Source organism: Rhizobium sp. RHZ01 (assembly GCF_014851595.1).
Classification (GTDB): domain Bacteria; phylum Pseudomonadota; class Alphaproteobacteria; order Rhizobiales; family Rhizobiaceae; genus Rhizobium; species Rhizobium altiplani.
This window is the reverse complement of the sequence record NZ_JACUZZ010000019.1, coordinates 80,114-93,197: the sequence shown is the minus strand read 5'-3', so window position 1 is coordinate 93,197 and position 13,084 is coordinate 80,114. Positions and strand designations below refer to the sequence as shown.

The 13,084-nt window shown below is 59.9% G+C and carries 10 protein-coding genes; 6 read left to right on the top strand and 4 right to left on the bottom strand.

Annotated features, from left to right (window positions below; translation table 11 throughout):
* Nucleotides 1-58 precede the first annotated feature (58 nt).
* Nucleotides 59-2,110: an NAD(+) synthase gene (locus tag IB248_RS19775; protein ID WP_018857321.1), complete on the bottom strand. Its 2,052-nt coding sequence runs from the start codon at nucleotides 2,108-2,110 to the stop codon at nucleotides 59-61.
* Between the two features lie 275 nt (nucleotides 2,111-2,385).
* On the opposite strand from IB248_RS19775, the gene IB248_RS19770 reads away from it, so the two are divergent.
* Nucleotides 2,386-3,483, top strand: a complete 1,098-nt coding sequence (locus IB248_RS19770; RefSeq protein WP_192241557.1) for an NAD/NADP transhydrogenase subunit alpha — start codon at nucleotides 2,386-2,388, stop codon at nucleotides 3,481-3,483.
* Nucleotides 3,484-3,845: 362 nt separating this feature from the next.
* Nucleotides 3,846-4,886 carry a porin gene (locus tag IB248_RS19765; protein WP_018857319.1) on the top strand — a complete coding sequence of 347 codons (1,041 nt, stop codon included), beginning with the start codon at nucleotides 3,846-3,848 and terminating at the stop codon, nucleotides 4,884-4,886.
* 165 nt (nucleotides 4,887-5,051) lie between these two features.
* Here IB248_RS19765 and IB248_RS19760 read toward each other — a convergent pair whose 3' ends face one another.
* Entirely contained in the window at nucleotides 5,052-5,546 is a 495-nt protein-coding gene (locus tag IB248_RS19760) for an Rrf2 family transcriptional regulator (RefSeq protein WP_018117220.1), read from the bottom strand.
* Between the two features lie 284 nt (nucleotides 5,547-5,830).
* On the opposite strand from IB248_RS19760, the gene IB248_RS19755 reads away from it, so the two are divergent.
* Nucleotides 5,831-6,457, top strand: coding sequence for a hypothetical protein (locus tag IB248_RS19755; RefSeq protein WP_018857318.1), 627 nt, complete (start codon nucleotides 5,831-5,833; stop codon nucleotides 6,455-6,457).
* A gap of 52 nt (nucleotides 6,458-6,509) precedes the next feature.
* Here IB248_RS19755 and IB248_RS19750 read toward each other — a convergent pair whose 3' ends face one another.
* A complete protein-coding gene (locus IB248_RS19750) occupies nucleotides 6,510-7,538 on the bottom strand; it encodes a CorA family divalent cation transporter (protein WP_025660036.1) in 1,029 nt (342 codons plus the stop codon).
* Nucleotides 7,539-7,780: 242 nt separating this feature from the next.
* Here IB248_RS19750 and IB248_RS19745 point away from each other — a divergent pair, with 242 nt between their 5' ends.
* From IB248_RS19745 to IB248_RS19735, 3 genes are all read left to right on the top strand, one after another.
* Nucleotides 7,781-8,686 (top strand): universal stress protein, encoded by a 906-nt coding sequence (locus IB248_RS19745; protein ID WP_018857316.1) that lies wholly within the window; start codon nucleotides 7,781-7,783, stop codon nucleotides 8,684-8,686.
* 104 nt (nucleotides 8,687-8,790) lie between these two features.
* Nucleotides 8,791-10,296, top strand: a complete 1,506-nt coding sequence (locus tag IB248_RS19740; protein WP_192241556.1) for an acetyl-CoA hydrolase/transferase family protein — start codon at nucleotides 8,791-8,793, stop codon at nucleotides 10,294-10,296.
* Nucleotides 10,297-10,628: 332 nt separating this feature from the next.
* Entirely contained in the window at nucleotides 10,629-11,420 is a 792-nt protein-coding gene (locus IB248_RS19735; RefSeq protein ID WP_018857314.1) for an SDR family oxidoreductase, read from the top strand.
* A gap of 193 nt (nucleotides 11,421-11,613) precedes the next feature.
* On the opposite strand, the gene IB248_RS19730 is transcribed toward IB248_RS19735, so the two are convergent.
* Nucleotides 11,614-12,948 (bottom strand): solute carrier family 23 protein, encoded by a 1,335-nt coding sequence (locus IB248_RS19730; protein WP_018857312.1) that lies wholly within the window; start codon nucleotides 12,946-12,948, stop codon nucleotides 11,614-11,616.
* Nucleotides 12,949-13,084 lie beyond the last annotated feature (136 nt).

Genomic DNA, 13,084 nt, shown 5'->3' with positions numbered 1-13,084 from the left:
TCAGAGTGCTCCTGGGCCACATCTGGCGCGATGCATGGCTTTTGCAAGGCATCTCTGCCTACGCCTTTACATCCGGAACGTTCGCTTTCAATTCCTTGAGCCATATCCGGGCGTTGCCGTCCGACGGCGCGCGCCAATCTCCGCGGGGAGACAGGGAACCACCCGACGTCACCTTCGGGCCGTTCGGCGATGCCGACCGCTTGAACTGGCTGATCGTGAAGAACCGAAAGAGGAAGACCTCCATCCAGTGCTTGATGACAGGCAGATCGAAACTGCGGCGCTTGTCGGCGGGGAAATGCGGCGGCCAGACGCCGACCTCGGCGTCCCGCCAGGCATTGTAGGCAAGGAAGGCGATTTTCGACGGGCGAAGCCCGAAACGAGTCGTGTAGTAGAGTGCGAAGTCGTGCAGATCGTATGGGCCGATCTTGTCCTCCGTGCTCTGCATGACGCCATTTTCATCGGCAGGCACCAGTTCCGGCGAAATCAGCGTGCCAAGAACGCTTTCCAATGTCGCATTGGCTTCCTCGTTGAAATCCCCTGAGCGGATCACCCAGCGGATCAGGTGCTGGATCAAGGTCTTGGGCACCGATGCGTTGACGTTGTAGTGGCTCATCTGGTCGCCAACGCCGTAGGTCGACCAGCCGAGGCCGATTTCCGACAGGTCTCCGGTTCCCAGCACCAGCGCGTTTCGCTGGTTTGCCGCACGGAACAGGAAGTCCGTGCGCAGGCCGGCCTGAACGTTTTCGAAGGTCGTATCGTAGAACGGCTCGCCGCCTGCGAAGGGATGCTTCAGATCCTTTAGCAACTGTAGCGCTAACGGCCTGATATCGACCTCCTCCGCCGTGACGCCCATGCTGCGCATCAAGGCCCAGGCGTTCGACTTGGTGGCGTCGCCCGTCGCAAATCCCGGCATGGTGAAGCAAAGAATATCCGAGCGCGGCCAGCCGAGCTGGTCGAAGGCACGCGCCGCGACGAGTAGCGCATGGGTGGAATCGAGCCCACCCGAAATGCCAATGCAAAGCCGCTTGATGCCGGTCGAGCGCAGCCGCTTCATCAGTCCCTGCACCTGGATGTTGAACGTCTCATAGCAATCCAGATCGAGGCGGCTTTCGTCAGCCGGCACGAAGGGGAAGCGCGCAACATGGCGTTTAAGGCCAATGTCGCCCTTCGGCTTCTTGAACTGGAACCCTACTCGCCGGAATTCGCGACCGGCGGTAAGAGTGAGCATCGCCGCATCATTGAACGTGCCCGTTCGCAGCCGCTCCAGCCGCAGTCTCTCGACATCGATGTCCGCAACGCACATTTGCGACGAAATTGGGAAGCGGTCGGTTTCGGCAAGCAGGCTGCCGAGCTCATAGATGCAGGCCTGGCCGTCCCAGGCGAGGTCCGTCGTCGATTCGCCGGGGCCGGCCGCCGAATAGACATAAGCCGACAAGCTGCGCGCCGATTGTGCCGAGCACAAAAGCTTGCGGGTCTCAGCCTTTCCGACCGTTATGTTGCTGGCCGAGAGATTTGCGAGAATCAATGCGCCGGCCAACGCGCCGAAATCGCTCGGCGGCGCCGGAGCCCAGAGGTCTTCGCAGATCTCGATATGGAAGATGAAATCATCCATGTCCTCGGCGGCGAAGACGAGATCCGTGCCGAATGGCACCACCTCGCCGGCGGCACGAATGCTCTCGCCTCGTACGTCTCGTCCCGACGCGAACCAGCGCTTCTCGTAGAATTCGCGATAGTTCGGGAGATGCATCTTCGGAACGACGCCGAGAATACGACCAGCGTGAATGGCGACCGCGCAGTTATAGAGCCGACCGCCACTCTGCAGCGGCGCGCCGACAAGAAGTACCGGCGTCAGGTCGCGACTTGCCCGGACGATATCGCCGATTGCAGCATCCACACCCCTGAGAAGCGCATCCTGCCCCAAAAGGTCGTCGATCGCGTAGCTGGAAATCCCGAGTTCGGGGAACACCATGAGGCCAACACCTTCGGCGTGTCCCTGCCGCGCCAGTTCCAACGTTGCCTGCGCGTTGAAATCGGGATCGCCGATCTCGCAATTCGGGGTGCAGGCCGCGACACGGACAAAACCTTGATCGTAAACCGAATAGAAATTCACCAATGCCTCCAGCAGTCACGCGCCTTATGACTGACCATTACATCCAAATGCCTCCGGGCAAAACCTGATCTCGCCCACCCGGCAATCTTATTCGACATCGCTCATGCAAGCGGTAAATAGTATCGTTTAAAATGAATGGCTTATCGACAGTTGTGACAATGTGAAAATCAACATCACTGCCCTGAATAAAATTACCAAACTGTCATAAAACTATGGAAGAGACAGCCTATATCGCTCGCGCGCACACTTCGATTTACCCTCTTCCAGAGCGATCAATGTCCAACTTTATCCGCGTCCGCGCCGGGCTGCTTCGGGAAACACATCCCGGTGAGCGTCGCGTTGCGTTGACGCCGGAGGACGTGCGGCGGCTTTCCAAGCGTGTGTCGGTTCGTTTCGAGCGCGGTTGCGGTGTCGGCGCGGGCCACGTTGATGAGGCCTATGTCGTCGCCGGCGGCGAACCGGCCGAGTTCGCTGATATGGTGCCCTCCTCGGACATATTCGTGAGCGTGCGGCAGCCGGCAACCACGCGGGTATTTCCAGCGACCGCGACCCTCGTTTTCCTTGGTTCGCACGCACCCCTGGCCACCCGTCTTCCCAGCGGAGCGCGACCGCTCCACCTCGACATCGCCCGCCTCTCCTGTGTGCAGGGGGTCAAGGGCGCCGACATCTCATCGAGACAAGCGGCAATCACCGGCCACGCCGCCGTCCTTGAGGCCGCCAGGCAGTTCGGCATTTCGCACCCAATGTTGATGGTGGACGGCAGCTTCGTGCGGCCGGTGAGAATGGCTGCCTTGGGCGGCGATGCTGCAAGCCTGCAGGCATTGGCGACCGCCCGTCGCCTCGGCGCACTGACTCATGGCTTTGGCCTTGCCAAGGATTCGCAGGACAAGATCGAACGGCTCGGGGCCAGATTTCTCGGCACGACCCTAGCTCCGATGCCCTTTCCCCGCGCATTGCCGGAGCAACAACTGGCACGGCTTCGCCGAGAGCTTTCGGATCCCCTCTCGAAGATGCAATTGATCACCACAAACGCCGTGATACCCGGTCAAACTGCCCCTCTCCTCCTCGACGAAGACATGCTTTCGCGGCTGAGTCCAGGAACGGTCATTGTCGACCTTGCCGCAGAAAACGGCGGAAATTGCGCACTGACGCGAGCCGACGAAGTCATCAACGTCTTCGGCGTGCGGATCATCGGCTCCACGACACTTGCGAGCCACGAGGCTGCCGAAGCGAGCCGGCAATTCAGTGAGGGTGTGAGAAACCTGCTGGAACACCTGATCAACACGGATGGTGTTCTTAGGCTCGATCCATCCGATCCCACCGCTGCCGCGCTGCTGAAAGAAGTGGCCAAAACGACGCGCGCGTCATCGTGATTCAGGCCCAGCGTTGACAAAAGGATGAGCCGCAGGGCGATGCAAATGCTGCGATGCAACAATATTATCCGGATGACATCCATATAAAAAACCCTTTGAATAACAAACTGTTACAGGTTGCATTAGCAACCCTCTTCTTGCGCAGAAAGTGACAGTTGCGATTGCGCAACACCCCGATTTCGCTTTGCAGCAAAACCCAATTTTTGACTGTATCTATTATTGATACATTTAACGGGAAATGTAATTTGGCGCTGCGGACGTACCGCGTTTCCCGCAAGGGCTTGTACGAAACAATTTGGGGTAGGTAGAGCCGGTTTCGGCAGTGATGACCTGTGCCCAATCGACAAAAGATTGGACTGAGAATGAACATTAAGATGATCCTTATGAGCTCGGCGGCGGCCCTGGCTGCCTTTACGAGCGCCCAGGCTGCTGACGCCATCGTTGCTGCTGAGCCGGAACCAGTTGAATACGTCCGCGTTTGCGACGCTTACGGCAGCGGCTACTTCTACATCCCGGGCACCGAAACCTGCCTGAAGATCAGCGGTTACATCCGTTTCCAGGTTAACGCCGGCCCGAATGCCAGCGCAACCACTGGCAACGGTACCTATGTTGCGAATGACTCCGACTGGGATGCCTACACCCGTGGTCAGGTCCAGTTCACCGCCAAGAGCGACACCGAATACGGCCCGCTCACCGGTGTTATCGTCCTGCAGACGAATGCCGACAACTCTAAGTCGCAGGCATCTTTGCTTGACTCCGCTTACATCGACATCGCTGGCTTCCGCGCCGGTCTGTTCTACAGCTGGTGGGACGATGGTCTCTCGGGCGAAACGGACGACATCGGCAGCAAGGTCACGCTACACAACTCCATCCGTTATCAGTACGAAGCTGAAAACTTCTACGCTGGCATCAGCGTTGACGAGCTGGAAGACGGCTACTTCAGCGCTGGTGAAAACCCGAACAACGTCGGCGTAGCAGTCGGCATCGGCGGCAAGGCTGGCATCTTCAGCTACCAGATCACGGCCGGCTACGACACAGATAACGAAGAAGGTGCCGTTCGCGCCATGGGTACCGTTGCCGTCGGCCCGGGCACCCTCGGCCTCGCAGCGATCTACTCCAGCGGCCCGAACTCCTACTATCAGACCGCCGAATGGGTTGTCGCGGCTGAGTACGCCATCAAGGCGACCGACAAGCTGAAGATCACCCCGGCCGCTCAGTACTACGGCAACTACGGCATCGTCGCGGGCGACTTCGACGACAACAACGACGCCTGGAAGGTCGGTGTCACAGTTGATTATCAGATCGTCGACAACCTCTACGCCAAGGCAACCGTCAATTACTTCGACTCGGACAAGGCTGACGACGTCACGACGGGCTTCTTCCGCCTCCAGCGCGCATTCTAACTAAAAAAGCGGCGCCGCGTTTCCGCCTCTCTCCGTTGCTAAAGTCACGGGGAAAGGCAGCGCGGCGCCGCGCTTTAAGAGTTCTGATCAGATTGACCTCCGATCAGTTAGGAGGGGTGGCACGGGTTCCCTGCCCGGCCGCCCCTTTCCAGTTTAAGGATGAAATTATTCGGCGGGGTGGCGATCGCGCACGAGGCTAGCATCCGCCGAGTGCTGATGTCCGGCAGATTTCTCGGCCTCGAGTCGACGCAGCTCCGCCACACTGTCCTCGATGGTCACCGAACCAAGCATGTCGACGACAGCCTGCTCCGCTCGATCACACAGAAACTCCGAAAGGTCGCCGATATTCTCACCCACGAGTCCCTCATGCGGAATATCGTGCCGAGTCGCCCAGATCTTCTTGTCACCGGTCACGGCGGCATAGATCTGGCTGAGCAAAATCTGGTCACGTGGTCGTGCCAAACGAATGCCCCCCTTGCCGCCCTGGGAGGTAGCAAGAATTCCGTTCTCATTGAGCGGAAGCAACAGCTTGCGGACAAAGCTTGCGCTTGTATCGAGCCCTTGCGCAAGTGATTGGCTCGTGGTGCGGAGATTGGCCTCTTCATTGACGGCAACGCTGATGACAATCTGTAAAGCGGTCGAAAAGCGCGTGTCGATCATACTGAGCTGAGGCCTTGCGTCGGAAGCCGGAGAGCACAGATATTTACCGCTAAAACTCATTGTCAAGAACGCGTGGTTGAAATCACGCCAACTTGACTGAAACCTCGACAGGCGCGTGTACGACCACCGTACGATGTGTACTGCGAAATGAGCCAAAAGCCGGGCCGCGGGGGCCGCACCCTTCAGACTCCTCCCGAGGTCCCATCACGTGATTTCGATTTTACGCCGAGACTTACCTGCAATACGCTTCCTTCCGCTAGAAATTTCAACCGGGGAGAGACGCCATGAGACGCAGGTTTGCCTATATCGCGGCCGCTTTGGCCTTTTCAGCGGTCGGGGTCCATGCTCAGGACACCGCCATGAGTTTCTTCGTGACCAGTGTAAATCCAGGCAAGGGTGGCGATCTCGGTGGTCTCGCCGGTGCGGACGCCTATTGCAACACGCTTGCCACGGCCGCTGGCTCGACGGGCAAGACCTGGAAAGCCTATCTTTCCACCGACGCCGAAAATGCAAAGGACCGCATTGGCTCTGGGCCCTGGTATAACGCCAAAGGCGAAAAGATCGCCGACGACGTGGCCTCTCTGCACAGCGACAAGAACAACCTGACCAAGCAGACCGCGCTCAATGAGAAGGGCGAAATCATCAACGGCCGAGGCGACACGCCGAACCGGCACGACATGCTCACCGGTTCGAAAGCCGATGGCACTGCGGCGCCGGAGACATGCGGCAACTGGACGATGGGCGGCGCTGAAGGTGTCGCGATCGTCGGCCACAGCGACCGAACAGGCCTTGATGACTCCGCCCAAGCGAAGTCGTGGAACTCCTCGCACCCGACACGCGGCGGCTGCACCGTCAAAGCCTTCAATGGGACTGGTGGCGACGGCCTGTTCTACTGCTTCGCAGCGAATTGATCGCATAGAGGACAGCGCATTCAAGGCTCGTAGTCTGGGACGATGCCGTGCTCTAAAGCCAGCCGATACGCCGAAGCACCCAGAGCGTCGCAACGGATGTGATCGTCACGAATACGACAATGATGATGAAAGCCCAGGTGTCGTTGACCCCCGGAATGCCTCCGACATTCATTCCGAACAAGCCGGCCACGACACTCGGAGGCAGTAGCAACGCCGCCAGCGCCGCCAGCCGGTTGGAATTGCGCGCGATGCGCTCGCTGATCACCGTCGAAAGGTCGTCGTGCAGAATACCCGTACGGTCGCGGATGGCATCGAGGTACTCGATGAAGCGCATCAGCTTGTCGATCACCTCGCGCATCCGCAGCTTGTCGCGCTCCAGCAGCCATGGCGCATCATCATGCTCGATGCGGTTCAACGCATCGCGCTGCGGCGCCAGATAGCGGCGAAGCTGGACGGAACGCCGACGCAGCAGCTTGAGGCGTTCGCGCACTTGGCCTGCCTCGCCGTGAAAGATCATCTCGTCAAGCTCGTCCACCTCCTCGTCCATGGAGTCGAGCACTGGCTCCAGGTCGCGCACAAGCTTGTCGCCGATCAACGCCAGCAGGTCACCGGTGCGTAGCGGGCCCTTGCCTTTCTGGAGCGCCTGGCGAATGTCGCGAAGGGCGGTAATGTAGTGACCGCTGTCCCGCAGCGAAATCACCTTGTTCGCATCGACCCACATATGGAGCGGCACGAGATCGATGTCGGTCTGCTTTTCCGACGCTTCGTCCGGCGCAGTCGCACAGACGCCGCGAAGGATGATCAGCAGGCCATCGTTGACTGGCTCGACGCGAGGCCGTGTTTCCTCTTCGAGAAGAGCTTCGGTCACGAAGCTATCGAGACCGCTTTCCCGGTTGACCCAATTGGCCGCCGCCGCATGGTCGCGCTCGAGGTGCAGCCAGATGATCCCATCTTCCGGCTTCCACATTTGCGCCCGGGCAATGTCCAACTGCGTGCAGCCGCCACACCCGTCCAAGAGCAAGGCGAAGCGTAATCCCGGCTCCGCGCCATAGGTCAGCTTAGAGGTAACTGCCGTCTCCATCGCGCCCCGCATATAGCTAGAGGGAACCAAAAAATGCAGCCGACACAAAAGCTTGGCACCGGAGATTCTAGCAGGTCGCGATTAAGGCGCAAGACCGGCGGAATCGGCACCGGGATTCGGCAGCCACCGGCTTCGGTGCTTAAAATAGGTCGCCTTCCTCTGCCAAGGCGATTTCAACGCCGGTCAGATTAGCGTATTATTCCAGTGCAACCGTGCGGGCCGATCCATGAAGGAGGGCCAGATTGATCACGACAACCACCGACGACCGCAACTGGTCACAAGGCTTCAGCGCATCTCACGATGGTGCCGCTCCACGCAACGTTCGTGATCTCACCAGCCATGCCGATATTGTCGTGCTGCTGCCCGATCCAGCCTCGGCACAAACCTGCCTCGATCTGGCCGACGACGCGGCCGATGCCGTGCAGGACAACATTGCCGCCGTGCACATCGGTGCCGATCCACTGTCGATGCTCGTATCCGCCGAGGAAATCGAACTGCAAATGATGCGCGACCTGGAGGAAGGTTCGACGCACGAGCGGTACGAACACGTCAGGCAGCTGTTCGAGGAGTGGAAATTGCATGCGCCTCACCGGCAAGACCTGATGCTCGGCGATTGCCAGGGCGATCTGCGCCGCTGCGTCAGCACTGTCTGCCGGAATGCATCGCTTGTCGTAACGCCCTACAGAGGCAATCTCGACGCTCGTGATGCCTTTCACGATGTCCTCTTTCATGAAGGCAAGCTGGTGCTGGTCCCCCCAGCCAGTGGCTATCGGGGGCACCTGCTGGACCACGTCCTCGTTGGCTGGAAGCCGCATGACCACGCACGACGGACAATGGTCGCCGCAAGGCCCTGGCTTGCCGCCGCCAACCGCATCACGGTGCTCTGCGTCGATGACAAACCGAACAGGCACTACGAGAAGTCGGCCAGGGAAATCTGCCATCAGCTGGGGCTGGATGCCGAGATTGTCGTTACCTCGTCATCGGGCCGCTCGGTCGGCAACACCATCCTCGACTTTGGCACGTCGACGAACGCCACCTGCATTCTGATCGGTGCGTTCAAGCACGGTTATCTGCTCGAGCTGCTTCTCGGCCGCGTCACCTATCGCCTGCTGTCCCATGCCACTATTCCTCTACTTATGAGCCATTGATGGAGCCGACTAGACCGGCGCTTGATCGACGCCGCGCGCGACAAGGCGCGGAACGCTTCGTGCGGGTCAAACCGCCTGTTCACGCAGACAGCTAGGAGGCGAATATGTCCCGAATATTCAATGAAAATTTGCGTTCACGGATCATGACGGCCGAGGACGCGGCATCGCTGATAACCAGCGGCTCGACGGTGGGGATGAGCGGCTTTACCGGATCGGGTTATCCGAAATCAGTACCGCTTGCACTTGCGGCCAAGATCGAAGCAGAGCATGCGGCGGGCAATCCTTTCCATCTTCGTGTCTGGACCGGCGCCTCCACCGGTCCCGAACTCGACGGCGCGCTCGCCCGAGTGAACGGCATCGAGTTTCGACTGCCCTACAACTCTGATCCATACGCCCGCGAAAAGATCAACCGAGGCGAAATGGAATACTTCGATATGCATCTTTCTCAGGTCGCGCCCATGGCCTGGCAGGGCTTTCTCGGCCCCCTTGATACCGCGATTGTCGAAGTCTCCGGCATTCGCGCCGATGGCTCGCTTATTCCGTCCTCCTCGGTCGGCAACAACAAGACCTGGCTCGACCGCGCAGAGAAGGTCATACTCGAGGTCAATCGTTGGCAGAGTCCGGCGCTCGAAGGCATGCACGACATCTATTATGGCACGGCACTGCCGCCGCACCGGGTCCCGATACCGTTGGTTCGGCCGGATGACCGGATCGGCGAAACGGCGTTCCGCTGCGATCCCGACAAGATCGTCGCTATTGTCGAGACCGATGCGCCGGATCGCAACTTGCCCTTTACGCCGCCGGACGACGCCGCCAAGGCCATTGCCGGCCACCTGCTGGAATTCTTCGGTCACGAAGTTGCCAAGGGGCGTTTGCAGGCTTCGCTTCTGCCAATCCAGTCCGGCGTCGGCAATATCGCCAATGCCGTGCTGACTGGCTTGATCGACAGCCCTTTCGAGAACATGACGGCATTTACCGAGGTCATCCAGGACGGCATGCTCGACCTGCTCGATGCCGGTAAGCTCAGGATGGCTTCCGCGACCGCCTTCTCACTCAGCCCGGAGGCGGCACGTCGTCTTAACGAGAACATGCCAACCTATCGTGACAGGATGGTGCTGCGGCCGCAGGAGATCAGCAATCATCCCGAACTGATCCGCCGTCTTGGCTGTCTTGCGATGAATGGCCTGATCGAGGCTGATATCTACGGCAATGTTAACTCGACCCACATCATGGGCTCGCGCATCCAGAACGGTATCGGCGGCTCCGGGGATTTTGCGCGCAATGCCTATATCTCCATTTTCATGACTCCATCGACTGCCAAGGGCAGCAAGATTTCTGCGATTGTGCCGCAGGCAAGTCGTGTCGATCACATCAACCAGGACGTCCAGGTGCTGGTGACGGAACAGGGCCTTGCGGATCTGCGCGGGCTTTCGCCGAAGCAACGCGCGCGGACGATCATCGACAACTGTTCCCATCCCACCTACCGGCCCGCTCTTCTTGACTATTTCGAGCGCGCGCTTGCCGGCTCTTACGGTTTACAAACCCCAACCTTGCCGAAGGAAGCCTTGTCGTGGCACCAGCGCTTTATCGATACCGGCTCGATGTTGTGACGGAGCCAGGTTGCCATCCAAGCCATTGTTGTACGCTGGTGGCCGCTGTCTGCGCAAAGCCGTCAGTTGCCAATGATCGCCCCAAGCGGACGCGTTCCGTTCCGCGATGGGTGTTGCCGTTGAATCGGGTGTTGGCAGGAGAGAATTCGCCGGCCGCCCTTTATGAAGCGATCGACGCCGTAAGGTCTGATTTCTCCTCGGTCCGGAGGTTGCCGCATTCGTGCTGACTGACGATGTTGTGTGAAAGATCGCCGGATCCTCGGCGGTCAGACCGTTGCGAGACTGCAGAACTGACTATACGTTTCGTCATCCAACCTCGACGGGAGCGGAAAATGCAAATTGATCTTACTGGTAAGAGGGCGCTGGTCACAGGATCAACGGAAGGCATCGGCTACGCAATTGCCCGCCAGCTTTCAAGGGCTGGAGCGGATGTCGTTGTCAACGGCCGGTCCGAAGACAAAACCGCAAAGGCCGCCGCACGGCTCAAGAGCGAAGGTCCCGGTGGCAAAGTCAAGTCTGCTGCCGCCGACCTCTCAACCGCCGAGGGGTGTGCAGCGCTTGTCGCCCAAATTCCTCAGGTAGACATCCTGATTAACAACGCGGGCATCTTCCAGCCAATCGACTTTTTCGACGCCGAGGACGAGGTCTGGGATCGACACTGGCAGGTCAACGTCATGTCCACCGTCAGGCTCTCCCGCGCCTATCTCCCAGGCATGCAGAAGTTAAACTGGGGCCGCGTGATATTCCTGGCCTCCGAATCCGGTTTCAACATTCCGGTCGAGATGATCCACTATGGCGTCAGCAAGACCGCCGACATCGCGGTTGCCCGTGGTCTCGCCAAGCGCATGGCCGGCACGGGCATCACAGTGAACTCCGTCCTCCCTGGGCCCACGCTTTCCGAAGGCGTAGAAACGATGCTTGCCGAAGAGCAAGCTAGAACCGGACTGCCGCTGGAGGAGGTCGCTGCCGCCTTCGTCAAGCAGCATCGCAGCAGCTCGATCATTCAACGTGCCGCCACCGTCGAGGAAGTCGCCAACTTGGTGACCTATCTTGCGTCGCCGTTCGCTTCCGCGACCACGGGCGCGTCCGTTCGCGTGGACGGTGGGGTCATCGACACTCTCTGACAGCAGACTTTTGCCGGGTTCGACCGGCCTGGAGCCACTACTCGGGAAGAGCAGCTCTCACGCCGGTGAACCGCGACTCCATGGTCGTTGATCTCTGCGTGCCGCGCCTCCGATGGCTGCCTCGTGGCAGCCGGCAGAGCGCAGAGCAGGACGCAAAGGCGCGGGAACTCGTCCCGCGCGATGGCGACGGGCGCTAAGCGTTCTGGTCTGACCCCTTGGGCAGGTTCGCCCATCCGAGTGCGTGGTAGAGGATAATCGCTCCGATCGTCGCGGTACCAATTCCGTCAAGCGTAAATCCCCCGACCGCGAGCTTGAAGTTGCCAGCACCCAGCACAAGCGCGACGCCAACCGTGATGAGGTTGCGCGGCTCGGCGAAGTCGACCTTGTTCTCGACCCATATGCGGCCTGCAGTCGCCGCGATGAGACCGAAAACGACGATCGAAAGCCCGCCGATAACAGGTCCGGGGATCGTCTGGATAAGGGCGCCGAATTTCGGCGAGAACCCGAGCAGGATGGCGACCGCGGCCGCAACGAGGAAGACGAGCGTGGAGAAGATGCGCGTTACCGCCATCACCCCCATGTTTTCGGCATAGGTCGTCATGCCGGTACCGCCGAAGGCACCCGAAACCATGGTCGCGATACCGTCGCCGATGAAGGCGCGGCCGAGATAGGGGTCGAGATTGCGCCCCGTCATTGCCCCGATTGCTTTGATGTGCCCAAGATTTTCGGCAATGAGGATAACGACGACTGGGGCGATCAGCGTGATCGCGGAGCCGGAAAAGACCGGCGCCGTGAAGTGAGGCCAACCGAACCAAGGGGCCGCCGCGACGCCGGAAAAATTGATCGGCGCGCCGTGGCCCAAACCGTTCGCGACAAAGAAATAGGCGAGATAGGCGAGCGCGCCGCCGAGAAGAATCGGCAGGCGGCGGGCAATGCCCGGCGCGTAGACCGCGACCAGGCCGACGGCGGCGAACGTCAGAATTGCGACCCAGCGCGAGAGCTGGTCGCCCTCAGGGTTGGCAGGGCCAATGCCCGAGGCGCTGGATATGGCGATCGGCGCGAGCACAAGCCCGATTGCGGCGACGATTGCGCCGGTGAGGACTGGTGGCATTAGCCGTTCAATCCAGCGATGACCGGCGAGCGCGACCGCGACGCCGATCAGCGCATAAATCGCCCCCGCGGCGATGATGCCACCGAGCGCCAGCGCGATGTTCGGGTTGGGTGCCCCGGCGACCGCCCCCGTTGCAGCAAGAACGGGACCGATGAAGGCGAAGGACGAGCCGAGATAGCTCGGCACGCGCCCGCCTACGGCGACAAAGAAAATCAACGTCGAAAGGCCGGAAAACAGAATCGAGACGTTGGGGTCGAAACCCATGATTATCGGAGCAAGCACCGTTGAGCCAAACATTGCCACGACATGCTGGAGGCCCAGCACCATCGTCTGCCCTGTGGGCAGCCGCTCGTCGGGCAGAATGCGCCCCTCCGTCTTCAGCCGCCAACGCGGAAAATAGCCATTTGTGTCGCGCATCGCTCGCCCCGTTCCGTTCGATTTCGCCAAGCGACCTTGAAGAATTTTGAGATGGGTCGGAGGCGCTAAATAGAGTTATCGGTCATCCGAATACTCAACCGTCGCTAGGCTTAGACTTCTTGTACCGGCTTACCCG

Coding starts and splice junctions, on each gene's coding strand:
- IB248_RS19740 (WP_192241556.1), top strand. CDS start 8,791: ATGTCCCGAATATTCAATGAAAATTTGCGTTCACGGATCATGACGGCC.
- IB248_RS19760 (WP_018117220.1), bottom strand. CDS start 5,546: ATGATCGACACGCGCTTTTCGACCGCTTTACAGATTGTCATCAGCGTT.
- IB248_RS19765 (WP_018857319.1), top strand. CDS start 3,846: ATGAACATTAAGATGATCCTTATGAGCTCGGCGGCGGCCCTGGCTGCC.
- IB248_RS19730 (WP_018857312.1), bottom strand. CDS start 12,948: ATGCGCGACACAAATGGCTATTTTCCGCGTTGGCGGCTGAAGACGGAG.
- IB248_RS19750 (WP_025660036.1), bottom strand. CDS start 7,538: ATGGAGACGGCAGTTACCTCTAAGCTGACCTATGGCGCGGAGCCGGGA.
- IB248_RS19770 (WP_192241557.1), top strand. CDS start 2,386: ATGTCCAACTTTATCCGCGTCCGCGCCGGGCTGCTTCGGGAAACACAT.
- IB248_RS19755 (WP_018857318.1), top strand. CDS start 5,831: ATGAGACGCAGGTTTGCCTATATCGCGGCCGCTTTGGCCTTTTCAGCG.
- IB248_RS19735 (WP_018857314.1), top strand. CDS start 10,629: ATGCAAATTGATCTTACTGGTAAGAGGGCGCTGGTCACAGGATCAACG.